General features: G+C 63.8%; 22 protein-coding genes. 7 read left to right on the top strand and 15 right to left on the bottom strand.

Features of this window, described 5'->3' with window-relative positions:
• Window positions 1-18 precede the first annotated feature (18 nt).
• Entirely contained in the window at window positions 19-198 is a 180-nt protein-coding gene (locus IVA93_RS03315) for a hypothetical protein (protein WP_143273402.1), read from the top strand.
• Window positions 199-318: 120 nt separating this feature from the next.
• On the opposite strand, the gene IVA93_RS03310 is transcribed toward IVA93_RS03315, so the two are convergent.
• From IVA93_RS03310 to IVA93_RS03290, 5 genes are all read right to left on the bottom strand, one after another.
• The gene (locus IVA93_RS03310) at window positions 319-1,116 is read right to left on the bottom strand and encodes a substrate-binding domain-containing protein (RefSeq protein WP_018453165.1); all 798 of its coding nucleotides are present in this window, start codon (window positions 1,114-1,116) and stop codon (window positions 319-321) included.
• Window positions 1,117-1,193: 77 nt separating this feature from the next.
• Window positions 1,194-2,501 carry an MFS transporter gene (locus IVA93_RS03305; RefSeq protein ID WP_018453164.1) on the bottom strand — a complete coding sequence of 436 codons (1,308 nt, stop codon included), beginning with the start codon at window positions 2,499-2,501 and terminating at the stop codon, window positions 1,194-1,196.
• Window positions 2,502-2,772: 271 nt separating this feature from the next.
• A complete protein-coding gene (locus tag IVA93_RS03300; RefSeq protein WP_085350789.1) occupies window positions 2,773-3,849 on the bottom strand; it encodes an ABC transporter substrate-binding protein in 1,077 nt (358 codons plus the stop codon).
• A gap of 87 nt (window positions 3,850-3,936) precedes the next feature.
• Window positions 3,937-5,358, bottom strand: coding sequence for a sensor histidine kinase (locus tag IVA93_RS03295; RefSeq protein WP_018453162.1), 1,422 nt, complete (start codon window positions 5,356-5,358; stop codon window positions 3,937-3,939).
• Window positions 5,355-6,020: a response regulator transcription factor gene (locus IVA93_RS03290; protein WP_018453161.1), complete on the bottom strand. Its 666-nt coding sequence runs from the start codon at window positions 6,018-6,020 to the stop codon at window positions 5,355-5,357. Before IVA93_RS03290 ends, IVA93_RS03295 begins: the two co-directional genes overlap by 4 nt.
• Before the next feature lie 236 nt (window positions 6,021-6,256).
• Between IVA93_RS03290 and IVA93_RS03285 the strand changes: the two genes are divergently transcribed.
• The gene (locus IVA93_RS03285) at window positions 6,257-6,490 is read left to right on the top strand and encodes a hypothetical protein (protein WP_026232472.1); all 234 of its coding nucleotides are present in this window, start codon (window positions 6,257-6,259) and stop codon (window positions 6,488-6,490) included.
• A gap of 65 nt (window positions 6,491-6,555) precedes the next feature.
• On the opposite strand, the gene IVA93_RS03280 is transcribed toward IVA93_RS03285, so the two are convergent.
• Window positions 6,556-8,361 (bottom strand): caspase family protein, encoded by a 1,806-nt coding sequence (locus IVA93_RS03280; protein ID WP_247482680.1) that lies wholly within the window; start codon window positions 8,359-8,361, stop codon window positions 6,556-6,558.
• A 327-nt stretch (window positions 8,362-8,688) separates the two neighbouring features.
• Here IVA93_RS03280 and IVA93_RS03275 point away from each other — a divergent pair, with 327 nt between their 5' ends.
• Window positions 8,689-9,132: a hypothetical protein gene (locus IVA93_RS03275; protein WP_157643169.1), complete on the top strand. Its 444-nt coding sequence runs from the start codon at window positions 8,689-8,691 to the stop codon at window positions 9,130-9,132.
• A gap of 32 nt (window positions 9,133-9,164) precedes the next feature.
• Here IVA93_RS03275 and IVA93_RS03270 read toward each other — a convergent pair whose 3' ends face one another.
• Entirely contained in the window at window positions 9,165-10,973 is a 1,809-nt protein-coding gene (locus IVA93_RS03270; protein ID WP_247337574.1) for a caspase family protein, read from the bottom strand.
• Window positions 10,974-11,377: 404 nt separating this feature from the next.
• On the opposite strand from IVA93_RS03270, the gene IVA93_RS03265 reads away from it, so the two are divergent.
• Window positions 11,378-12,061 carry a response regulator gene (locus IVA93_RS03265; protein WP_018453158.1) on the top strand — a complete coding sequence of 228 codons (684 nt, stop codon included), beginning with the start codon at window positions 11,378-11,380 and terminating at the stop codon, window positions 12,059-12,061.
• On the top strand, window positions 12,058-13,995 hold the full coding sequence (locus IVA93_RS03260; protein WP_247299254.1) for an ATP-binding protein: 1,938 nt from the start codon (window positions 12,058-12,060) through the stop codon (window positions 13,993-13,995). The genes IVA93_RS03265 and IVA93_RS03260 overlap by 4 nt, the downstream gene beginning before the upstream one ends.
• Window positions 13,996-14,111: 116 nt before the next feature.
• Here the strand turns inward: IVA93_RS03260 and IVA93_RS03255 are convergent, their stop codons facing one another.
• Window positions 14,112-14,393, bottom strand: coding sequence for a hypothetical protein (locus IVA93_RS03255; RefSeq protein ID WP_026232471.1), 282 nt, complete (start codon window positions 14,391-14,393; stop codon window positions 14,112-14,114).
• A gap of 235 nt (window positions 14,394-14,628) precedes the next feature.
• Between IVA93_RS03255 and IVA93_RS03250 the strand changes: the two genes are divergently transcribed.
• Window positions 14,629-14,853, top strand: coding sequence for a cysteine rich repeat-containing protein (locus IVA93_RS03250; protein ID WP_018453155.1), 225 nt, complete (start codon window positions 14,629-14,631; stop codon window positions 14,851-14,853).
• 106 nt (window positions 14,854-14,959) lie between these two features.
• On the opposite strand, the gene IVA93_RS03245 is transcribed toward IVA93_RS03250, so the two are convergent.
• From IVA93_RS03245 to IVA93_RS03230, 4 genes are all read right to left on the bottom strand, one after another.
• Window positions 14,960-15,673, bottom strand: a complete 714-nt coding sequence (locus IVA93_RS03245) for a hypothetical protein (RefSeq protein WP_018453154.1) — start codon at window positions 15,671-15,673, stop codon at window positions 14,960-14,962.
• Between the two features lie 86 nt (window positions 15,674-15,759).
• Window positions 15,760-16,470: a hypothetical protein gene (locus IVA93_RS03240; RefSeq protein ID WP_018453153.1), complete on the bottom strand. Its 711-nt coding sequence runs from the start codon at window positions 16,468-16,470 to the stop codon at window positions 15,760-15,762.
• Between the two features lie 132 nt (window positions 16,471-16,602).
• Window positions 16,603-16,851 (bottom strand): hypothetical protein, encoded by a 249-nt coding sequence (locus IVA93_RS03235; protein ID WP_018453152.1) that lies wholly within the window; start codon window positions 16,849-16,851, stop codon window positions 16,603-16,605.
• A 137-nt stretch (window positions 16,852-16,988) separates the two neighbouring features.
• Window positions 16,989-17,963 (bottom strand): NAD(P)H-dependent flavin oxidoreductase, encoded by a 975-nt coding sequence (locus IVA93_RS03230; RefSeq protein WP_018453151.1) that lies wholly within the window; start codon window positions 17,961-17,963, stop codon window positions 16,989-16,991.
• A 108-nt stretch (window positions 17,964-18,071) separates the two neighbouring features.
• Here IVA93_RS03230 and IVA93_RS03225 point away from each other — a divergent pair, with 108 nt between their 5' ends.
• Window positions 18,072-19,634, top strand: a complete 1,563-nt coding sequence (locus IVA93_RS03225; protein WP_018453150.1) for an AMP-binding protein — start codon at window positions 18,072-18,074, stop codon at window positions 19,632-19,634.
• Window positions 19,635-19,644: 10 nt separating this feature from the next.
• Here IVA93_RS03225 and IVA93_RS03220 read toward each other — a convergent pair whose 3' ends face one another.
• The 3 genes from IVA93_RS03220 to IVA93_RS03210 form a co-directional block, all read right to left on the bottom strand.
• Window positions 19,645-20,418 carry a thioesterase family protein gene (locus IVA93_RS03220; RefSeq protein WP_247299252.1) on the bottom strand — a complete coding sequence of 258 codons (774 nt, stop codon included), beginning with the start codon at window positions 20,416-20,418 and terminating at the stop codon, window positions 19,645-19,647.
• Window positions 20,419-20,473: 55 nt separating this feature from the next.
• Window positions 20,474-21,442 (bottom strand): NAD(P)H-dependent flavin oxidoreductase, encoded by a 969-nt coding sequence (locus IVA93_RS03215; RefSeq protein WP_247789701.1) that lies wholly within the window; start codon window positions 21,440-21,442, stop codon window positions 20,474-20,476.
• A 150-nt stretch (window positions 21,443-21,592) separates the two neighbouring features.
• On the bottom strand, window positions 21,593-22,993 hold the full coding sequence (locus tag IVA93_RS03210) for an aspartate ammonia-lyase (RefSeq protein ID WP_018453148.1): 1,401 nt from the start codon (window positions 22,991-22,993) through the stop codon (window positions 21,593-21,595).
• Window position 22,994: the final 1 nt, after the last annotated feature.

Genomic DNA, 22,994 nt, shown 5'->3' with positions numbered 1-22,994 from the left:
TGACGGTCAGGCAGCGAGTTGGCGCAGGACGTATTGAAAAATTCCGCCGTTGCGGAAATATTCGAGCTCGTCGAGCGTATCGATGCGGCAGGTCAAGGGTATGATGGCCTTATTCGCACCATCGGACTCGCGGATCTCGATCGCGAGCTTCTGGAGATGCTGGGAAGGCCATTCTTTTCCGCTGCGGCAAGCGAATAGTAGGCGTAGCTCTTTGCACCGACGACAAGTGTCTGGCGTGCGCCGAAGCTGTTGAGATACTGCTTCATTATCAAGTCCCCCTTCGCTGGAATCGTCCGCCTCGCGCAGATCTGAAGCGGTCTATTTCTCCGATGCTGCAAAGGGATCGAGACCCGCTTTTTTCAGGGCCGGAGCAGCAGCAGCGGAAGCGAGGAAGGCAATCAGAGCCCGTCCGGCTTCCGGCTGACTGGCACCGGAGGTTATGCCTGCAGAAAAGATCGTGATTTTCTGGACGTCTGGCGGGAGCGGCCCGACAAGGTCGGCTCCAGCGATCGGCAGAAGTTCACTGATCTGTTGAAAGCCGAGTTCGGCGTCACCGCGTGCAACAACACTCGCGACCGGCTCCGCCGGAATCATTTTGGCCTTGTCCTTCATCTCGGCGGCGATCCCGAGACGCTTGAACAGCTCGGTGCCCACATAGACGCCGCTGGCGCTGTCGGAGTATGCAACTGACTTCGCGTTCAACAGTGCCTGCTTCAATGCGTCAGGAGTACCGATATCAGGCTTTGGCGTTCCGGCGCGTACCGCGATCCCGATCGGCGAGCGTACCAGGTCGACGCGGCTGGTTCTGACCGCCCTGCCCTGCTCGATCATCTCGCCAAGCGCGTCGCCGACCATGATGAGCACGTCCGCCGCCTCGCCGCGTGCCAGTCGCACGGGGATGGCGTTCTCCGTCGTTCCCATCGAGGGGCCATAGGCCGTGACGACCGTATTTCCCGTCGCGCGTTCAAATTGCGGTACGAGCTCCTTATAAGGCGTCGCCAAGCCTCCCGAGATCATGACCCTGACTTCGGACGCCTTGGCGATTCCAGCCGCGGCCGCCAAGACAATCAGCAAGCTTAGCGCAACTCGCCTGCGCACGACGATCGTCACGCTCATCGGCAATTTCCTTCGATGCAATTATTCGAGGACTGTGCTTGCTCGATGACGGTCGACGTCATCGAGCACTTTGGTGGTCACGTCCCTATCACCGTCTCGACCGAATTGGCGCCGGATAGCGCGCGTCGTTGTTGCGGCCTGTAAACGAGGTACGTCCCGGCCAGACCACAGAGCGCTGCCGCGCTCATCCAATATCCCGGCGACGCATTGTCACCAGTGGCAGCGATCAGCCAGGTGCAGATCGCTGCCGTAAACCCGCCGAACGTCGTTGCCAGACTATATGCGAGGGAGAATCCCGACGTTCGCACACCCACCGGCATGACTTCGGTCAATGCGACGATCATCGCGCCGTTGTAGCTGGCGTAGATGAAAGACAACCAAAGTAGGACCGTCAGCATCTTCGGGAACGTCGGGCCTGCGGCCAACCAGGAAAGCGCGGGATATGCAGTCAGAAATGCCAAAGTCGAAAAGGCGATGAGGATCGGCCGACGACCAATCCGATCGGACAACGAGCCCATGATGGGAAGCCAGATGAAGTTCGATATTCCCACGCAAATCGTCACGATCAGGCCATCGGCCGCGGTCAGCTTGAGGACCGATTTGCCGAATGTCGGCGTGTAGACGGTAATGAGGTAGAACGACACCGTGGTCATGATCACCATCATCATCCCGGCAAGCACAATGCTCCAGTTTGCGAGGATGGAGCGATAGATCTCGCGGGGTGTCGGATGATGCTTCCGCGCCAGGAATTCATCGGTTTCCTGCAGCGAGCGTCGAATGAAGAATACGAAAGGAACGATCAGGCAGCCGATGAAGAACGGAATACGCCAGCCCCAATCGTCAAGCTGCGCCGGTGCAAGCCATGCATTGAGAGCGAAACCCAGCGAGGCCGAGACGATGATCGCGACCTGTTGACTTGCCGATTGCCAGCTGGCGTAAAAACCCTTCTTTCCCGGTGTGGCCATTTCCGAGAGATAGACGGAAACCCCACCAAGCTCGACGCCAGCCGAGAAGCCTTGCAGCAGGCGTCCGATCAAGACGAGGATCGGGGCCAATATGCCAATGGTTGCGTAACTTGGCACGAACGCGATGAGCACCGTGCCGGCAGCCATGATCGACAGTGTAACGATCAGGCCTTGGCGCCGGCCGATCCGATCCACGTAGGCGCCGAGGATGATGGCGCCGAGCGGGCGCATCAGAAAGCCTGCGCCAAACGCAACGAAGGTCAGCAGCAGTGACGCGTATTCATTTTCGAGTGGGAAGAATGCCTTGGCGATGTACGACGCGTAGACGCCCGACAGAAAGAAGTCGAACATCTCAAGAAAGTTGCCACTGGTGACGCGGAGCACCATGCCAAGCTTCGACTGTCCGGTGGTAACCGTCATGCCGTCCTCCCTTTTATCGTTTATGTTTTTTTGTCTTGTTCACCCGTCTTGCAGGTGTTGCAAACTTGATCGCGGCCGGATTGACCGATACGCGAGGAGCGATCGTTCAAGCTACGATTGCTGCCTCATCGTATATCAGCTGCCTGTCACCAACCTGTCGCTGCCGCACTCCGCAAGAAAATCGGTTTGAAGACGACGCGCTTGATGAGCCGGCAGATATGGGGGGCTTCTCTCGGATGTTATTCCGTCTGAAATCCAGATCCCTGGATTTCTATCGATCCTGCAACGCGCGGCGCCACTCTTTGAGGAAGCTCGCTCGTTTCGATTGATCGAGATAGGTGAGCAATTCTGCACCAATATGGATCGGCTTGACTGCGCCGCTGCGATCCGCAGGTATCACGCCTTCCGCGCCGAGACCGAGGCGCACAGGACCGACTGACCGGGCCAGGAGAAATTTCTGGCCGCGTTCTGAAAGCAGGTAATCAAGAAACAATTTCGCGGATTCCGGGTGGGGCGCGGTGACGGGTATAAAGGCTATTCGCGACATCAAGGTGATGTAGTCGGCAGGAAACACGATTCCGATAGAGGCATCTTCCTTGGCCCGTTCGATCGCGTAAGACCCTATCATATTGTAGGCGAGCAGATGTTCGCCGGATGAAATCCGATCAAGCACCGTTCCGGTGGTCGAATAGAGCTTGATACCGGCGCTGCCAAACGCACGGACCAAATCCCACGTTGTCCTGGTGATTCCGGCATCGCGCGTGATGAACAGGAAACCGGTCCCGCTCTGCTCCGGGTCATAGGTTGCGATCTTACCTCGATAGATGTCAGGCTTTCGGCTTAGAAGGCTCTTCAGGTCAGTGCGGGTTCGGGGTACATCGGACTCCGCAACGAGGTTCTTGTTATAAACAATGACAATCGGCTCCGCCGTGATGGCATAGGCTTCGTCTTTCCAGATGGCCCAATCCGGGATATGCGCAATTTCCTTCGAGACATAGGGTTGAGCATAGCCGTCATTGACGAGCTTGATCTGCAGATCCATCGCGGAGCTCCAGACAATGTCTCCGGGTGCTGCGCTGGAGGTCGAGGGATCCACGACTTGATTGTAGATATCGTTCGAGTTGATCTTTGTATGGACGATCTCGATGTCCGGATGACTTGCCCGGAAATCGGCAAGCAAGTCGGCGACGTCCGCGTCCTGGGTCGTCGATACGATGTTGAGCTGCTCTCGAGCTCCGGCGATAGCGGATGCTTGCCCTTTGAGAGGGCCGAGCTGCGCCTGCTCCGACATGGCAGGCCACGTCAGCAAGATCCCAACGCACAAGGCCAAGGCTTTGGCAGCCGCCATCGTGACGTTTCCTCGTCCATGAGCCGCTTTGCGGACTTCAGTTTGTTCAGGACCGCAGCCATTCGTACGGCAGCGCACAATCCGGCCTCAACTTGAGCTTTCACCATCACGCTTGGCAAGAGGAAAGCTCACGGAAACCCGCAGACCCCGGCCTTCCGGGCCAGGTGCAAGCACGATTTGGGCCCCGAGACGGTCCGACAAGGCTTTCACGATGGCTAGTCCAAGACCACTGCCTGCAGGGCCGTTCGCCATCGGAATCCGATAAAAACGCTCGAAAACGCGGGCCCGATGGGCCTCCGGAATTCCCGGACCGGTATCCTCGACTTCAATTCGCGCGGTCGTGGCGTCAACAACCGCGCGAACCAGGACCATCCCCCCGGGGCGGTTGTAGCGGATCGCATTGTCGATCAGGTTTGCCAGCAATTCGCCAATCAGGACCGTATTGCCGGCGATGACCGCGGGACAGTCGGATCGATCGAACTGGACGTCGATGTCGTTCGCGAAAGCCTGTGGGGCACGCTCCGACAGGACATTGAAGGCGACCTCATTCAGGTCAACGTTCTCCGCGGCCGGTTGCGCAATGTTCTGCTCGTCGGCCCGTGCCAGTGTCACGAGCTGCCCGAGCAGCCGTTCAAGGCGGTTGATGGCGTTATCGACCTCGTCGAGGGCAGATTGGCCCGCCGGCGTTTCCGACCCCAGGCGTCGCACCAGATCGAGATGCGTCCGCAGTATCGCCAATGGGGTTCGCATCTGATGCGAGGCATCGGCTGTGAATCGGCGCACCAGTCCGATGGCCAGATCCAGCCGCTGTAGCAGGGAATTTACCGCGAGCGCCGGTGCTAAAGCTTCCTGCGGCACCCGGGAAAGGTCGAGCGGACTGAGATTTGGACCGCCCTGAATACCGCGCGCGTCGATTTCTTGCTTGAGTTCGCCAAGCGGCCTCAGGCCTCGATCGACGGCGTACCAGCCGAGGCAAGCGATGAGGCTAATCAACCCGGCCTCGAGCATCGCCAGTCCGATCAGCATTTCACGTTCGACGACGCGGCGCGCCTGCACCGTTTCGGCCACTGCGACGAGGACCAGCTCCGGCCTGCCGTAGACCTGCCGCGCCTGCGCGCCGATACGAACCGTTTTGCCGCGATACGCGCCATCGCGATGGCCGGTTTCGCCAGCCTTCAATCGATCGAAGCCGGATAGTGGAAGATCCTTGTAACCGGTGATCAATTCGCCGAGGTAAGTCACGCTGTAATAGATGCTGTCGTGCGACTGGCTTTCCAGCATGCCGAGCGCAACCTGCGGCAAGTCGACCGTCAGTTCGCCATCTTCCACGCCGACGCGTTCGGCGATGGCGAGAACCGACCCATCGAGCAACCGGTCATGAACTGTCTGCACAACGCGCTGGATCAGCAACATACCGCCGATTCCAAGCACCATCGCCAATACAATGGCGGGCGCCACCAGATTGGTGAGGAGCGTTCGCCTCAACGACGGCCGCCAGGTGGCGATCACTGTACCTCCAGCAGATAGCCTAGCCCGCGGACGGTTCGGATCCGCGGCCCGTCAGGACCGAGTTTCTGGCGAACGCGACCAACATAGAGTTCCGCCGCGTTCGGCGCTACCGCCTCGTCGAAGCCAAATACCTCCGCGATCAGGCGCTCCTTGGAGACGACTTTGCCGGCGCGGGTCATCAGCACTTCCAGCACGGCAAACTCGCGCCGTCGCAATTCAAGCGGCCGGCCGCTCAGTGTAATCGTGCCCGCGGCGCGGTCGAACGCGAGCGGGCCACAGATCAAGGTTGGATTTGGAAGCCCCTGTCCCCTTCTCACGAGCGCGCGAACGCGGGCATCAAATTCGGCGATATCAAATGGCTTGGAGAGATAATCGTCGGCGCCGAGATCGAGCCCGCTGACCTTATCGCCGGTCGCGTAACGGGCAGTCAGAATCATGACCGGAACGGTCGACCCGGCTTGCCGTATCTTGTGCAGGACGCCGAAACCCGACACGTTCGGCAAGTTGATGTCCAGAATGATGAGGCTGTAGGGTTCCAGCAAGGCGGTCTGCGCCGCCGAAGCCCCGTCAGACTCGATATCGACGGCGAACCCGGACAGCTTGAGCCGCTCGGCAAGGCCGCGCGCCATGGCGGCATCGTCCTCGACAATCAGAATCCTCACTGAACAAGCCCTTGCGTTCGCACCACCCGTGCGCGGGAGACGTCACCGTGAGGCTAGAAGGACAGTATCGAAAGATCAAATCGGAGCTCCCTCGCGGATGTACGGCTCGCATCCTTCGGACACTTCGCCAGGAGAGGGCCGCGTGCTTCCCGGCATCCCCTCCCTCGACGGTTCGACTTTGCCAGGCCAGTCCCCATATCGTGTGGCAACACGTAACGATACAGCGAGCAGCTTTGATGGCCAGGAGACGCGTGACGGAAACGGAAGCCGACGATCTCCCCCGCTATTTCGTCTGGGTGCGCGGTCTTGAGGGCCCCGAACCGCAGAAATGGATGGCGATGGATTTCGGCGTCGGTGACTGGAAACGGCCGCTCGTGCTCGCCTATCTCGAGCTACCTGAGGGCGAGCGACACTTGCCGTTGTCGGCGCTGGCCCGGCGATATCCGCCGCCGCGGGCAGAGGCTTCGTAGAGGGGCCATCCTGGACGGACGCGAGGATCTCGCCACCCCGTCAACCCAGGGCGAGCAACGCCGCATCACTGGCAGTACTGTTTTCCGCCATAGGTATGACATTTGCCGCCCTCGCTGCTGGCCGGAGCAGACGGCGCGCGCGGGCTCGGTTCGTGGCGGGACACCGCCTTTGGTTTCTGGGGCGACGGATCGGGACGCCGCTGGCACACGCCCTGGGCGTCCAGCACGAATTTGTTGTCACAGACGATCTGGACGCAGCGGTCGCCAACCGCCTTTTGCCCCCTCGCACAAACCAGCGGGCAGATGCGATCGGGCCGGGCGCGCACCGCATCGAGCGCGTCGAGGCTTGCGACCTTCACGTCGAATTTCGTACCGGCATATCTGTTGAAGCTGTCGAGCGCCTTTTGCGACGGTGCAGTCCAGGCGCCATCGGCCGCACCGGGATCGCAACCGACACGCTTCAGGTGCGCCTGGAGCAAGCGGGCGATGTCCGCAGGATCCATCGCTGGCACGCTAGTCGGCGCCACGGCGAGAGCAGCAGCGGGCGCGGCGGGCGGGGTCAGAGCGGCAAGCGTAGCCTGGCGCTCCTTCTCGCGCCGGTCTGCCTCGCGCTTCGCCGCCTCGATCTGTTGCTGCGCCTCCAGCGCGGCCTGCTTCATCGCCTGCTCGACCTGAAGGGCCGCGTCCTCCGCCTGCCGGCGCGCCTCCGCAACCTGCCGCCGGGCATCGTCGAGCTCGCGCTTGGCCTGCTCGGCGATGCGTTGGCGCTCCTTCTCCAGATCGCGCCGGGCCTGCTCGGAGATCTGCTGCGTGGCCCGTTCCGTCTCACGCGCCGCCTGCTCCTCGATCTGTTTCCTGAAATCGTCGCTCTTCTGCCGGACCTGCTGCTCGGCCTGCCGCTGTACGGCATCGGCGTTTTCGCTGATTTTTTCTGCGGCCTCGAGCTTGTCGAGCGCCGCATGCGCAAAGTTGGCATAGATGCCGGTGGCATGAACGGCGAGAAAGGAAAGCCAGGCCTGCTTGGTGCCGGCCTGCGCCGCAAGCTCATAATCCCGCCGGGCTCCCGCGTTCGGATCGATCGGCGGTGCAACCGGCGGCACCAGCGCCACGGTGTCGCCGCCGAGCGATCCGTAGACGAAGGGCTCCTGCCGCCGCCCCGTGCTCTTGAGCACCTCGTCGCGAACCCGGCCAAGCGTCAGGCGAAGGTCGAGGCCCGGTGTCGCCAAATGATTGAGGAGCGCGGTCGCAAACGGGCTGTGCGCACCGTCGCCGTCGCCGGCGACCGCGCCGGCCTTGGCGGCGAACGCAATCAGCGTATCCGCCGTGGCGGGCTCGATCTTGGCGAGGCCGCGGCCCATCGAACGCGTGGCGACACTGCGTGTCATCCGCTCTGCAAACGGATTGTCGCGGCAGGCATCGAGGATGACGAGCCGCAGCCGCTTCGCCGGATTTATCGCCTGGAGAATCCGGTCCAGCGGGACCGCCTCGTCCTCGACGTCGAAATCGCTCTGCAGCCTGGCATCTGCCGGAATCAGGAAGTTCGCGCCGTTCACCTCGATGCCGTGACCGGCGTAATAGACCACGGCCATGTCGGAATCCGCGGCAACCGCAGCAAAATCGCGCACCGCCCGCCGCATCTCGATGACGCCGAGATCGCGGCGAAGCTCCACGATATCGAACCCCATCCGCTTGAACACGTCGCTGATGGCGGCGGCGTCGTTGTCGGGATTGGCCAGCCGCGCGACGCTCTGGTAGTTGGACACACCAAGGACCAGCGCCACTCGCTTGTCGGCCTGCGCGGTCGTCGCCGCTGCCAGCATCCACAACATCGACAGCGCAAGCCGGCAGACCAACCGGCTTGAACGCAACATCGGGACTGAAGGGCTCAATCGGATCATGATGCAGGCTTCGCTCCACGCGTCAGCAATGTGGCTGCAATCGATATGAGTACTATTTCGATAGCGGTCCGCCCTCGGGTCTGTGCCATCGATCACACATCAGGCCCGGCCGTCAGGCGAGACGGTTGCCGCCGCGCAGTGTCCTGCCGGGCGACTCCCTGTTCGAAATGATAGTGGAAGGGGCATGGCATTGGGAAGCTGTCCAGCAACCTTCCGCAGATACTTGCCTCCCCGGGGCGCTTGAGCTTCTATGTCGGCATAAATCGCTTTTGCTTCGTTGGCCGCCAAGGGGTTTTCAGAATGATCCGTCCTTTCATGACAGTTGTATTGTCGATTGTAACCAGCGCCTCGTTGCTTCTTTCCGGCACTGCGAGCGCCGACAAGATGCGCCCGGGCTACAAGAGCTACGGAAACGCCCACGGCTTGAATGCCAACGCAGCTTGCCGTCGCCCGCATTTCAACATCTGCCAGGGTTGTAATGTCGTCATCCCGATGCGGGTCGCGCAAGACCGCGGTTGCGGGTTCAATTTCCAATCCCTGGGTCCGTTCGTGGGCCAGGACGTCGTCGTCTCTCCGGCGAACGGATCTTACAGCCTGGTCAACTCGACGAAGGCTGTGTACCGGCCGAATTCCGGCTTTACCGGCAGCGACCATTTCGAGAGCAGACTCTACTTCGAGGACGGCGCCGGCAAGCGCACGTTCCTGAATCTGAAAGTCAAGGTCAACGTCGTTCCCAGCCTGTGAGCTGCCGAAGCACCGTGCTCTCGGCACCGGTCTCAATCACCCTCACAGCTGCCTCCGCATGAATCGGCTCCGCCGGACGGACGTGCGCGACCGCGCGGGCTCGGCTCCTGGCGCGATACCGCCTTTGGCTTCTGCGGCGGCGGATCGGGACGCCGGCGGCACGTGCTCTGGGCATCCAGCACGTCATTGCCGTCGCAGACGATCTGGACGCAACGATCGCCTTCTGCCTTTTGTCCCTTGGCGCACACCAGCGGACAGACACGATCGGGCCGGCCGCGCACCGCATCGAGCGCATCGAGGCTGGCAACTTTGACGTCGAATCTGGTGCCGGCGTTTCGGTTGAAATTGTCGAGCGCCTTTTGCGACGGCGCCGTCCAGGCACCGTCGGTGGTCCCGGGATCGCAGCCGACGCGCTTCAGATGGGCCTGGAGCAGGCGTGCAATATCCGCCGGATCCATTGCCGGCACGACAACCGACGCAGGGGCAGGCGCAGCCGGCGGAGTTAGCGCGGCGAGTGTGGCCTGTCGCTCCCGCTCGCGCTGTTCCTGTTCGCGCCTTGCGGCCTCGATCTGCTGCTGCGCGTCCAGCGCGGCCTGCTTCTTTGCCTGCTCGACCTGAAGGGCCGCATCCTCCGCCTGCCGGCGCGCCTCCGCAACCTGCCGCCGGGCATCGTCGAGCTCGCGCTTGGCCTGCTCGGCGATGCGTTGGCGCTCCTTCTCCAGATCGCGCCGGGCCTGTTCTGAGACCTGGAGCTTCGCCTGCTCGGCCTGGCGCGCAGCCTGCTCCTCGATCTGCTTCTTGACATCCTCGTTCTTCTGCCTGGCTTGCTGTTCGGCTTGCCGCCTCAGCAGGTCTGCCTTTTCACGGGCCTTCTCCGCCGCATCCAGCTTGTCGAGGGCCGCATGAGCAGACACAGCGTAGGGGCCGCTACCGTGAACGCCGAGAAACGAGGTCCACGCCTCCCTTGTGCCGATCTGCGCCGCAAATTCGTAGTCTCGCTGGGACTCCGCGTCCGGATCGACCTTTGGGGCAATCAGCGGCACCAGCGCCACGGTGTCGCCGCCGAGCGATCCGTAGACGAAGGGCTCCTGCCGCCGCCCCGTGCTCTTGAGCACCTCGTCGCGAACCCGGCCAAGCGTCAGGCGAAGGTCGAGGCCCGGTGTCGCCAAATGATTGAGGAGCGCGGTCGCAAACGGGCTGTGCGCACCGTCGCCGTCGCCGGCGACCGCGCCGGCCTTGGCGGCGAACGCAATCAGCGTATCCGCCGTGGCGGGCTCGATCTTGGCGAGGCCGCGGCCCATCGAACGCGTGGCGACACTGCGTGTCATCCGCTCTGCAAATGGATTGTCGCGGCAGGCATCGAGGATGACGAGCCGCAGCCGCTTCGCCGGATTTATCGCCTGGAGAATCCGGTCCAGCGGGACCGCCTCGTCCTCGACGTCGAAATCGCTCTGCAGCCTGGCATCTGCCGGAATCAGGAAGTTCGCGCCGTTCACCTCGATGCCGTGACCGGCGTAATAGACCACGGCCATGTCGGAATCCGCGGCAACCGCAGCAAAATCGCGCACCGCCCGCCGCATCTCGATGACGCCGAGATCGCGGCGAAGCTCCACGATATCGAACCCCATCCGCTTGAACACGTCGCTGATGGCGGCCGCGTCGCTGTCGGGATTGGCCAGCCGCGCGACGCTCTGGTAGTTGGACACACCAAGGACCAGCGCCACTCGCTTGTCGGCCTGCGCGGTCGTCGCCGCTGCCAGCATCAGAGCAATCGCCAGCGCAACACGGCCGGCCAGACGCTGCAGGCGTGACATCGGAGCCGGGAGGATCAATCCGACCATGGTGCAGGCTTCATTCCGTCAAGGAGCCCTAGGCTGGCTCCGGGATGATTTCGAGGGTCTCCTCCCGTAAGTCAACCCGTCTGTGGCCTATCTCACTTCCCGGTGCCGCCGTGGGCGTCAGGCCAAACCTCCGGCGGCATGACTGCGGCCGACGAAGCTCGACCTGATCAAGGAGCCGTATCAGCAGTTCTACAAGAACAATGCCGGTACCGCGCATCTGGTGCAGCGACTGCCGGGCCCGCCCATGCCGCCGGACGAGCCAGTGCGACGAAGCAGTAGGCATCGCGTCGGGAACGCCAGACCGATGCCTTGCGCCCCCATGATTATGGGTGTCGCGGCGCCCGCACCGCGGCTAAACTTGGCCCTGCGCCGCGGGGGACACGCGGTGCAGGACGACGATGATCATGACCGAACAGGGCGAGACGGGTGAAGCCATCACCATCCTCCTCGTCGAGGACGACGCGCCGACCTGCTGGCGGCTCCAGGACGCGCTGGTCAAGGCCGGCTACGAGGTGCGAAGCGCCGGTACGCTGGGAGAGGCTCGTTCGGCGCTGAGCGCGGCTGTGCCGCGCGTGCTGCTCACCGATCTGCGGCTGCCCGACGGCCACGGCGTCGAGCTGATCCGCGAGACAAGGCAACGCTTTCCCGACACCGAGATCATGGTGATCTCGGCGCTCGGCGACGAAGAAAGTGTGATCTCCGCGATCACGGTTGGCGCCACCGGCTATCTCCTGAAGGATGCGTTCCCCACTGATATCGCCACCACCGTGCGCGATCTTGTCGCCGGCCATTCGCCGATCTCGGCCTCGATCGCCCGCTTCATCGTGCGCAGGACGCAAGGTTCCGCGCAGAATGCGGCCGAGCCTCCGCCGGGCCCCGCGCTCAACACCGCAAGGCTCACCCCACGCGAGATCGACATCCTCTGGGGCATTGCCAAAGGTTTCAGCTACGCCGAGATCGCAAGCCATCTCGGCCTGTCCCGGCAGACCGTGCCCGGCCACATCAAGAACATCTATCGCAAGCTCGAAGTGCACACCCGCAGCGAAGCGGTGTTCGAAGCGGTGCAGCAGGGCCTGATCAAGCTGTGAGCGAGATCGTGGCCAAGGCACCGGTCAAACCCGGGCGGCGCCGGCTGCTGGTCTCGCGTCTCGTGCCCTATCTGCTGCTGCAGGCGCTGATAGTGGTCGCGACCGTCCTCGGGCTGCGGCTGCTCCAGCCCAGCGACCCCGACGACTTTGCGCTGAGCGAATTCTCGCTGCGCGAGGACGGCGTGGCACGTCCCGTGACGCTGCCGCATTTCACGTCGTCACGCTATTCCCTGGCCGACCCGCCGCTCTACACCGGCGCCTTCACGTTCCGCCGCGGCGATGTCGCGTCGGGATGGTCGGTATTCCTGCCGCGCTTCAGCAACGCGGTGGAAGTCTCAATCAACGGCGTCGTCATCCTGGATTCCCGACGCGATGCCAACGCCAACCGACCCGACCGCAACACTCCGCAAATCGGGGCGATCCCGTCCTCGCTGCTGCGCGAGGGCACGAACGAGATCGCGGTACGGCTGTTGGTTTGGGGACCGCTCAAGGGCTTTCTCGACACCGTCTATGTCGGGCTGGATGCGGCCTTGCGGCCGGCCTACGAGACACGCACGCTGATGTTCGTCACGTTGCCCGTGGTGTTCTCCGCCTGGCAGTCGATCCTCGCCGTCATCCTGGCGATCATGTGGCTGATGCGCCGCCGCGAGCCGGTTTACGGCGTGCTGGCCGTGGCGATGGTACTCGGCGTAGTGCAGGCCTTTGCGCCGCCACCGGTGCCCCCCCTCAACACGTCCCGGCTCGCCGCGGTATTGCTCGCGTCCGCACCGATCGAGAGCGCCCTGGTCGTCGTCTTCGGCGTGCTGTTCTTCGGCTGGCGCTGGCCGCGCTACGGCATGCTGCTGTTCGCGCCGGGGCTCGTCGTGTTCGGCGTCGGACTGATCGCCGGCCCGCCGCTGCCGCGCATTCTGTTTCTCCTGCTTGGCATTCCTACCGTCGGTCTCTGCCTGCTCCTGATGGCCTGCGTCACCGCTGCCGCGGTGGTGCGGCGGCAGGACGCGGCAAGCTTCACGCTCGGCTGCGCGGTGACCATCGTGCTGATCTGCTGGGTCCACGACATGCTGTCGGTGTTCGAGATCGTGACCGACGAGCGCATCTTCCTCTCGCGCCTGTCCTACTCGGCGATGCTGGTCGCGATCGGCGCCGGCTTGACCTGGCGGTTCGCGCGCGCGCTGAACCAGGTCGACAGCTTTGCCGACCAGCTCGTGACGCGCGTACGTGAGGCCGAGGAGCGGCTGAAGGCGAGCTTTGCCCGCGAGGAGGAGCGCGCAAGGGCAGCCGCGCTCGCCAATGAGCGCACGCGGCTGATGCGCGACCTGCATGACGGCCTCGGCGGCCAGCTCATCAGCATCGTGGCACTGTCCGAGCGCGGGCACGAGGGCGCGACCATCACCGACGCTGCCCGTGCGGCGCTGAAGGACCTCCGCCTCGTCATCGACTCCATGGACGACATCGGCGGCGACCTGATGCTCGCACTCGGCTCCTGGCGCGAGCGAGCGACCGCGCAATTGCGACCGCACGACATCGCGCTCGACTGGCACGTGGCCACGCCGCAGGGGCTGCCGCTGCATCCCGAGCTCAGGCCATGGCATGTCATCCAGATCGTGCGCATCCTCGACGAGGCCGTGACCAATGCGGTCAAGCACGCACAGGCCCGCCGCATCGCGGTCACCATCGAGACGGTCGACGAAGGTCAGGGGCCGTTCGGTGTGATCAAGGTCGCGGATGATGGCAAGGGCTTTGCGAACGGTTCTGCGCCGGTCGGCAGCGGCAGAGCCACCGACGCGGGCCAGACCGCGCGGGGGCTTCGCAACATGAGGAGCCGTGCCGCGCGCTGCGGGGCGATGCTCGATCTGAGCTCGGATTCCTCAGGCACGCGCGTGCGGCTGCAATTGCCGCAGATTTTCCCCGACAGCGGTGCCGCCGTCGGCTGAAAAGCCCCCTCTCCGAACGTGTGGGACGCGCGGAGAGAGGGACGGGCCGGATGATTTGCCTGCGGAAGACGGGGGTTCGTCCGCAATGCTCCTTCGCCCGAACTCTTTCGTCTTTCTCAGCGCACGCCGACGCGATTGACCGGACCACCGCGATTCATCGGCGTGCCCGCGCGCACGCCGACACCGGGCGCACCGACCCCGGGTGTCGCGACCGCGACTGCGGCGGCCGGCGCAGCGACCACTGCCGCTCTCGGCCGCACCACGCAGCCCTTGGGTATGCCGACCGTCTTGCAATAGACCACCGCCTGCGCCGGGCTCGTGCCCAGCGAGACCGTCGCCGCACCTGCCAGCGCCAAAATTGTCAGCCCGGCGCTCAGCGCTCCCGCTCTTTTCGACATCTTGCTCTCCTGCTTCCCGTTCGGCGTCCCGATGCAATCACCGGGTCTCGCGGCCGACGTGCAGCCTGAATGACAAAAGACGGCGCGCTGATACATGCCATGAAAATGGGGGTACGGCGGCGGGAGGGGCTGGCCGATGCCATGAACATGGCATGGACCTGCGCCCGGCGCTCGCGAGATGGTCCGGCCCGCTTGATCCCAGGCGGGACCAACGACATTCCCAAGGAGGTGTTTTATGAAGATCTCGGTTCTTGCCGTGCTGCTGCTCGCCGCTACCGCCCAGACCGCCGCTGCGCAATCCGGTCCGACGCCGCAGGAGCAGATGACCTGCCGAAGCGACGCGAACAAATTCTGCGCCGAACATATCGGCAAGCCGCCACAGATGAATGCCTGCCTGCGCGAGAACAAGTCGAAGCTTTCGGACGGCTGCCGCAAGGTCGTGGAGTCACACGGCGGGTGAGTGCTCGCGTCCACAACACAAATCTCGGCGGCGTCAAAGCCGTCAGGCCATAGACGTCGATGCGCCGGTCATAGGTCGGGCGCGCGCACGACGGCGAGGATGGACGCTAATCGTCGTCGCCGAATAGCCTGATCTGCGGAAAGCCGCCGCGCGGCCTGCTCGGGACCTCGCGCGCATCGGCATCTTCGCGGATGTTGCGCGCGACGTCGTCCCAATCGGTGCGGTCGCGCATCCCACGCGGATCGCGGAAATCGTAGTGGCGGCGCTCGGCCCAGCGCTCACGGCGCTCCGTCCGGCGCCGTTCAGACGTGGCGCGCTTGACGTCAGAATCCCTGGCCTTGGCATAGGCGTTGTCGGATGAGGATGACGGCTCTGTCGATGCTTGCCGCTCGGCAGGCTTTGCGACTTGCGGAGGCGACGCCGGTGGCGGTTTCGGGGGCTCCACCGCTGCCGCCTGCGAAGGCTGTTGCGCTGGCTGTTCAGCGTTGGCTTGAGTGGTCTGCGTGTCGGGCTTCACCGCTTCGGACTTTGCCTCAGGCTTGGACTCGGCCTTGGCGTCGGATTTGGCTTCGGCCTGCGCTGGCGCGGCGACCATGGCGCCGAAGGCTTGCGAGCCGGTGAGATATTGCAGGCGCTCGGATGGCGCTTCCGTCGTGGCGGGCTTGGCGTCAGCGCGCTGCGCGATCTTGCTGGTATCAGGCCCCTGCTTGGGCGAGACCGGATTCATGATATTGCCGGCGACAATGCCGCCGCCGAGACCAATGGCGATGGCTGCGACGATGGTTCCTGCACCGACGAAATAGGCTGTCGAGGCGCGCATTGGTCCACTCCCTCTTTGGAGCGGGCAACGCTTGTCAATTGCAGGATGTTCCCGATATAGCCGCAGTTCCGGAAGGAACTTGCGCGTCAGATCTGCTGCGCCACCTTCTCGAGCCCAATGATGCGGGCGAGCTTGCGCACTTCCTCTTTCTGGTCGTCACGCAGCTGGAACAGCAGCGGCATCGCGGCCGACTTCAACTGCTGGACCTCGTCGCAATTGGGATCGATCGGCACGCCCTGCACGTTCGGATTGGACAGCTTGTTTGCCGAGATCTTGCGGACAACGTTGCGCAGCGCGGTCTCGACCGACGGCCAGTAATATTCCTGCGACGACGACAACTTCAGACGGTCCCTGATGCCCGCAATCTGTACGTCGGACAACAGCGAATAGGATTTCTGCGGCTGCGGCTTGGCGACGACCTTCGGCTTGGCCGGGACTTCGACGGCAGGAATCTCTGCAGCGGCCGGAGCCTCGTTCACGCTCGCCTTGGGCATCGGGAAATCGGATGGCGTGGCGGCGGCAAACGCCTGACGCAGCGGCTCGGTCAGCACGGGCATTTGCGAGAGCTTGTCCGCCGGAACCTGAACCGGGTCGATGGCGGCCGAGGCTAGCGCCAGCGTCGGAACCAGACGGTCGGCCTTGGCGGCCCGATTGGTTGCAAGCAGCTTGGGCGCCGGCGCCTGCGTGATCATTTCGGCGCTGACGCTGGGCACGCTATCGCGGCCGAGAATGGCGGTGGTGGCGGCGCCGAGGACGAGGAAGCAGGTCAGCACGACGATGGTGATGGCTTTCGACAAACGTCTCTCCGCAACCGGCTTCAAGTCCACGTGATCACTGCCCGCAAACTGGGCGAAAATTAAGGCTTAACCGTGCCATCGCGGCGGCAATCGCGCGGACTGCGGCGACATGATCTGGAAAGGTCAACAAAATCAAGCAGCTAGCGCCAGATCGTAAGCGTCCTGGATGTCGGCCACGATCTCCGAGGCCTCCCAGACTCCACGCGGCTCGACCGATTGCAGCGCCACCGTCCAATTGCCGCCCCGGCGGGTGCGGGGGACGCTGACGATGTCGAAGCGAACATTGCGGCACAGCGGGTGGCGGGCCAGCGCATGGGCCACGCGAACGCGAATTTCGTCCAGCGAAGCCGCCGTCTTGGCGTTGAGAAAGTCGAAGTCCATCGCCTGTCCCTCTCGGTCCTGATTGGCGCCTGAGGGGATTCTGGGCGATCGATGGTTAATCTGCCGTTAAGTGACCGCTTCTAAGGAGCGCTCGACTAACTGTGATGGAGGGGACGGGCCCTGTCGGTCTCCGGTTTTTACGGGGAGAGGCGGCCACCCGCCTCTCGATACTCCGCGACCGTCCGCGCGACGAGATCGTTGGCCTCCATCACTTCGGTTACACCCGATATCGAATGCCCGCCGCTCCAGATATCGCGCCAGCGCTCGGGGCGGCTCTCGCGCGCGTTGACTTCGATGTCCTTGCCGACGTCGATTGCACCGCGCGCCGGCAGATCGTCGGGGTCGAGACCGGCTGCCAGGATCGACGGCTTGAGCATGCTGGTCTGCAGGCCCGTGAACGCGGTGGTCAGCAAGATGTCGTCCGCGCTGCCGTCGACCAGCATTTGCTTGTGACGCTCATCCGCCATGCTCTCCCGCGTCCCGATGAACTTCGTACCCATGTAGCCGAGATCGCAGCCGAGCACTTCGGCCGCGCGCAATGCGTGGCCGTCGCTGATGCCCCCCGCGAGCACGATGATGCCATCGTAGAACGCACGCACCGCGCGGACGAAGGCGAACGGGTTGAGCCAGCCGGTTTGCCCGCCCGCGCCGGCGGTAAGCAGCACGAGCCCGTCGGCACCTGCTTCCGCCGCGCGTTCGGCGTGGCGGATCGAGGCAACATCCGCAAGCACCAATGCGCCGACGTCGTGCAGCGGCTTGAGCACCGTCGTGGGCGAGCCGACCGAGGTGATGACGATCTCCGGCCTGTGGTGCAGCAACACGGCGAGATCCTGCTCCAGCCGTGCATTGGAGCGGTGCACGATCAGGTTTGGGCAAAGCGGCGCGGCCTTTCGGCCGGTTTGATCTTCATGCCGCCGCAGCCGCGCTTCGATGTCGGTGAGCCATTCATCGAGTTGTTCGGTGCTACGGCAATTCGCGGTGGGGAAGCTGCCGATCACGCCGTTGCGGCAGGCCGCGACCATGAGCTCGACGCCCGACACCAGAAACATCGGCGCGGCAATCAGCGGCAGGGCGAGACGACCGTGGAAATGTTGCAGCCGATCTGACGTCACGCGTGCCTCCCTCGCGCGGGCTTAGTCGTTCCATCCCGCATTCCCTGTGCTAGCGTCGCGGTAAACATTGGCACGCCGGAAGCCGATAACAAAGCAGCGAGGAAACATATGTCCGATCCGCTCCATGCATCGTCCCCGACTTGCGCGCAGGCGCTGCGGGCGCTGTCGCGCTATCCGGGCCGAACCGCGTTCGCGTGGCCCGGCGGATCGCTGAGCTATCAGGGCACCATCGACCTGATCGGGCGCATCCAGGGCGTGTTCATGCGGCTTGGATTGCAGCCCGGCGCGCGGGTCGCCTTCCTCACCGCGAACCGCGCCGACACCTGGTGCGCCGGCGTTGCCGCGCAATTGTCGCGGCTCTGCGTCACCTGGCTGCATCCTTTGGGATCGCCGGGAGACCAGATGTTCCAGCTCGAGGATTCCGAGGCCGAGGTGCTGGTGGTCGATGCGGCCGCCTTCCACGATCGCGGCGGCGAGCTCGCCGCGCAGGCGACCTGGCTCAAGGCGGTGTTCACCACGGGACCGGCCAACTATGGCGTCGATCTCTTGCAGGCGATCGAGATCGAAGGCCATGCCAGCGCGCATTGCCTCGCCCGACCCGACGACCTCTCCACGCTGAATTACACCGGTGGCACCACCGGCAAATCCAAGGGCGCGTTGCGCTACCACCGCGAAAATGCCGGAGCCGCGGCCGCGATCCTCGCCGACTTCGAGATTCCCGATGGCGCGCGCTACCTCGCGGTGGCACCGATCAGCCATGTCGCCGGCACGAAAGTGCTACCGACCTTGATGCGGGGCGGCACCGTGCACATGCTGAAGGGTTTCGATCCCGAGGCGGTGCTGGGGACTATCGCACGCGAGCGCATCAACTTCACGCTGTTCGTGCCGACCATGGTCTATGTGCTGCTCGATCATCCCGCATTGAGCAGGACCGACCTCTCCTCGCTCGAGCTGGTGCTCTACGGCGCCTCCGCGATGTCGCCGAGCCGGCTGGTCGAGGGCATCGAACGGATCGGGCCGGTGTTCTCGCAGCTCTACGGCCAGACCGAATGCTACCCAATCTCGGTGCTGCGCAAGGCGGATCACGATCCCAAAACGCCCGAACTGTTCCTGTCCTGTGGCTTCCCGATCGCGGCGTGCGAGGTCAAGATCCTCGACGACAACGACCAGGAGGTGAAGACGGGCGAGGCCGGCGAAATCTGCGTGCGCGCTCCGCATGCGATGGCGGAGTACTGGAAGCGGCCCGACACCACCGCCGAGACGCTCAAGAACGGCTGGGTGCACACCGGCGACATCGCTCGTAAGGACGATCGCGGCTACATGTTCATCCTCGACCGCAAGAAGGACATGATCGTCTCCGGCGGCTTCAACATCTTTCCGCGGGAAATCGAAGACGTGCTGTCACAGCACGCCGATGTGGCCATGGTTGCGGTCGTCGGCATCCCCGACGAGAAATGGGGCGAGGCCGTGACCGCTGTCGTCGTCCTGCGCGAAGGCGCAAAACCTGACGCCGATGAACTGATCAATCTGGTGAAGACGCGAAAAGGCTCGGCTCATGCACCGAAGCAGATCCAGTTCGTCAAGCAACTCCCGATGACCGGCGTCGGCAAGGTCGACAAGAAGATGCTGCGCGCGAGCTTTTGGAGCGGGCGGGGCCGGATGGTGGGATAGATAAGGTGCCTCACCGCTTCTCGATCACCAGGCTTTGCACGGCTCGGCCGAAATAGCCCTGCCGGTCGGCGAGCCGCGACATCGCAAGCCCGGCACCATCGGGGCCGATCCAGGAATCACCGTCGAGCAGGATCCATTCGCCGACCGGCTGGCGCGCAAAGCTCACGGTGAGGTCAGCGTTGATGTAGGTCCAGGCGCGGAAATCGAGCGACGAGGCGGTGCCGTTGGAAAAATCGGCCGCGACCACGGCGCGCGTCGCCTGGGAGAGCGGTTCGCCCGCGATCAGGGGATGGTCGACGCGAAACCAGATCGCGCCGGCGCCGGCTTGCCCGAAGCGGCCGCGCGCAGCGCGCATCGAGACTGAACGTACGAACGGGCTGGTAGCGGCATGACCGTCCTCGAGCAGCGAGTCCTCCGGCGACGGCAGCGTAACCGGCAGCGCCTTGACGTGCTCGGGCAGCGTCAGCGCCTGGCGCTTGATCTTGAGCACGGTGGCGCCGACCACCTGGACGCCGTCGGCGAGCAGCTTGACTCCGCAGAGCTGGATCTTGCGGCCCTCGCGCAAGATCTCGGTCGCGATCGTGAGTGGTGCCACCGGCACCGGGCGCATCAGGTCGATGGTGACGCGCGCGATGTCCATTGCAACTGGCGTCGGAATGCGCTCAGCCGCCCACGTCACCAGCGCGGCCGGCGCCGAACCGTGCTGCATACGCCGGTCCCACGGGCCCGCGGCATCCGGGCTGGTGACGACGCTGTCGCCGTCGATGCGGTAGATGGGAGGCATCGTTTCTCCGTGATGCACATTCGGTGCTGAGCAAAAGCTGTCGTCCCGGCGAAGTTCACAACGGCGGATCGACCGCCTCGTCGTATTCCTTCTTGAAGCGCGCGATCATTTCGGCGGCTGGCACGATGCCGTCGATGCTGCCGACGCCCTGGCCCGAACCCCAGATTTCCTTCCGGGCTTTTGGCTTGGCGCGCTCGCCGGAGGCGTCGGTGCCGAAGTTCATCTTGGAGGGATCTGACGTCGGCAGGTTCTCCGGATCCATACCGGCGGCGAGAATCGACGGCTTCAGATAGTTGCCGTGCACGCCGGTGAACAGGTTGGAATAGACGATGTCGTCAGCCGTCGCGCCCGCGATCATCTCCTTGTATTTGTCGACGGCATTGGCTTCCTTGGTGGCGATGAAGGCCGAGCCGATATAGGCAAAGTCGGCGCCAAGTATGCGCGCGGCGCGGATCGCCTTGCCGTTGCCGATCGCGCCCGACAGCGCGATCGGGCCGTCGAACCATTTTCGCGTCTCGGCGACGAACGCCAATGGCGAGATCGTGCCGGCATGGCCGCCGGCGCCCGCGGCGACCAGGATCAGGCCGTCGGCGCCCTTCTCGATCGCCTTGTGCGCAAACTTCTGGTTGATCACATCGTGGAAGACGATGCCGCCCCAGCCGTGCACGGCCTGATTGAGCTCCTCGCGTGCGCCGAGCGAGGAGATAATCATCGGCACCTTGTACTTGGCGCAAAGCTGCATGTCGTGATCGAGCCGGTTGTTCGACTTGTGCACGATCTGGTTGACCGCAAACGGCGCCGACGGCTTGTCGGGATGCGCGCGATCATAGGCCGCGAGCTCTTCGGTGATGCGCGCCAGCCACTCGTCAAGCAGCTCCGGCGGCCGCGCGTTCAGCGACGGAAACGAGCCGACCACGCCCGCCTTGCACTGCGCGATCACGAGATCGGGCACCGAGATGATGAAGAGCGGCGAACCGATCACGGGGATCGACAGGCGTCCCTTGAACAAGGCAGGCATGGACATTGCGAGACGATCCTCTGTTGGCGGTCACATCGAAGTTGGGAGCCATACCAACAAGGCAATCTTTCCACTGTCAAGTATTGCGTTTTAGCGCCGTGGAGGGACGCCGTTACCGCAATTCCAAGCCGCGGAATTCAGCGCGGACCGACGACATCACGCAAGCAAATCCGGATTGATCAGCCGCTCGAACGAGAACATCTCGTCCCATTTCTCCTGGGTCAGCAGCTTGCGCTCGACGACGACGATCTGATGCAGCGACTTGCCGCTCTTGTAGCCCTCGCGCGCGATCTCGGCGCATTCCTTGTAGCCGAGCAGCGGCTTCAGCACCGTGACGATACCGAGCGAATTCAGCACCATGTTGCGGGTGTGCTCCTCGTTGGCAGTGATGCCGACGACGCAATTCTCACGCAGGCTGTTGACCGCGCGCTCCATGGTGCGGATCGAGAAGAACAGCGCGAACGAGATCACCGGCTCCATCACATTGAGCTGGAGCTGACCCGCGGACGCCGCGAGCGTCACGGTGGTGTCGAGCCCGATCACGAGGAAGCTAGTCTGGTTGACGACCTCGGGGATGACAGGATTGACCTTGCCGGGCATGATCGAGGAGCCCGGCTGAAGCTGCGGCAGGTTGATCTCGTTGAAGCCGGCACGCGGGCCCGAGGCGAGCAGGCGGATGTCGTTGCAGATCTTGGTCAGCTTGCTCGCGGTGCGCTTGAGCACGCCGGAGAGCTGCACATAGGCGCCTGTATCCGACGTCGCCTCCACGAGATCGCCTGCTAGGATGAAGTCGACGCCGGTGAGCGCGCTCAGATGCCGGACCGCGAGCTTGGGATAGCCGTGCGCCGCGGTGACGGAGGTGCCGATCGCGGTGGCGCCGAGATTGATCTCGCGCAGCAGCGCGCGGGCCTCGGAGATTCGATCGACCTCCTCGCCCATGGTGGTGCCCCAGCCGCGGAATTCGGCGCCGAGCGACATCGGCACCGCGTCCTGCAAATGGGTGCGGCCCATCTTCAGCACGCGCTCGAACTCCCTGCCCTTGGCGAAGAACGCCTCCTGGAGCTGACGCAGCGCCGTCATGTAGCTCTCGAGCCGCAGGATCAGCGCCAGCCGAAAGGCGGTCGGATAGGTGTCGTTGGTGGACTGGCCGTAATTGACGTGATCGTTGGGGCTGACGTGCTGGTAGTCGCCCTTGGCAAAGCCGAGCGATTCCAGCGCGAGATTGGCGATCACCTCGTTGGCGTTCATGTTGGTGGAGGTGCCGGCCCCGCCCTGGATGAAGTCGGTGACGAACTGGTCCATCATATCGCCGGCGATGACGCGATCGCAGCCCACGATGATGGCTTCCGCGACTTTGGTGTCCACCGCGCCGAGATCGCGGTTGGCCATGGCGGCGGCCTTCTTGACGTAACCAAGCGCCTTCACGAAGTAAGGCTCCTGGTTCATCGGAATGCCGGTGATGTGGAAGTTCTCCTTCCCGCGGATGGTCTGGACGCCGTAATAGATGTCGTCGGCGATCTCACGCTGTCCGAGGAAGTCCTGCTCCGTGCGGCTCATG

The sequence above is a fragment of the Bradyrhizobium sp. 155 genome (genome assembly GCF_023101105.1).
In the GTDB taxonomy this organism is placed as follows: Bacteria; Pseudomonadota; Alphaproteobacteria; order Rhizobiales; family Xanthobacteraceae; genus Bradyrhizobium; species Bradyrhizobium canariense_D.
This window is presented reverse-complemented; position numbering and strand designations above follow the sequence as displayed.

Bases quoted from the DNA above. Each gene is read 5' to 3' on its own strand.
- IVA93_RS03310 (WP_018453165.1), bottom strand. From the start codon at position 1,116: ATGAGCGTGACGATCGTCGTGCGCAGGCGAGTTGCGCTAAGCTTGCTG.
- IVA93_RS03305 (WP_018453164.1), bottom strand. From the start codon at position 2,501: ATGACGGTTACCACCGGACAGTCGAAGCTTGGCATGGTGCTCCGCGTC.
- IVA93_RS03300 (WP_085350789.1), bottom strand. From the start codon at position 3,849: ATGGCGGCTGCCAAAGCCTTGGCCTTGTGCGTTGGGATCTTGCTGACG.
- IVA93_RS03285 (WP_026232472.1), top strand. From the start codon at position 6,257: ATGGCCAGGAGACGCGTGACGGAAACGGAAGCCGACGATCTCCCCCGC.
- IVA93_RS03280 (WP_247482680.1), bottom strand. From the start codon at position 8,361: ATGTTGCGTTCAAGCCGGTTGGTCTGCCGGCTTGCGCTGTCGATGTTG.
- IVA93_RS03275 (WP_157643169.1), top strand. From the start codon at position 8,689: ATGATCCGTCCTTTCATGACAGTTGTATTGTCGATTGTAACCAGCGCC.
- IVA93_RS03270 (WP_247337574.1), bottom strand. From the start codon at position 10,973: ATGGTCGGATTGATCCTCCCGGCTCCGATGTCACGCCTGCAGCGTCTG.
- IVA93_RS03265 (WP_018453158.1), top strand. From the start codon at position 11,378: ATGACCGAACAGGGCGAGACGGGTGAAGCCATCACCATCCTCCTCGTC.
- IVA93_RS03255 (WP_026232471.1), bottom strand. From the start codon at position 14,393: ATGTCGAAAAGAGCGGGAGCGCTGAGCGCCGGGCTGACAATTTTGGCG.
- IVA93_RS03250 (WP_018453155.1), top strand. From the start codon at position 14,629: ATGAAGATCTCGGTTCTTGCCGTGCTGCTGCTCGCCGCTACCGCCCAG.
- IVA93_RS03245 (WP_018453154.1), bottom strand. From the start codon at position 15,673: ATGCGCGCCTCGACAGCCTATTTCGTCGGTGCAGGAACCATCGTCGCA.
- IVA93_RS03235 (WP_018453152.1), bottom strand. From the start codon at position 16,851: ATGGACTTCGACTTTCTCAACGCCAAGACGGCGGCTTCGCTGGACGAA.
- IVA93_RS03225 (WP_018453150.1), top strand. From the start codon at position 18,072: ATGTCCGATCCGCTCCATGCATCGTCCCCGACTTGCGCGCAGGCGCTG.
- IVA93_RS03220 (WP_247299252.1), bottom strand. From the start codon at position 20,418: ATGCCTCCCATCTACCGCATCGACGGCGACAGCGTCGTCACCAGCCCG.
- IVA93_RS03215 (WP_247789701.1), bottom strand. From the start codon at position 21,442: ATGTCCATGCCTGCCTTGTTCAAGGGACGCCTGTCGATCCCCGTGATC.
- IVA93_RS03210 (WP_018453148.1), bottom strand. From the start codon at position 22,993: ATGAGCCGCACGGAGCAGGACTTCCTCGGACAGCGTGAGATCGCCGAC.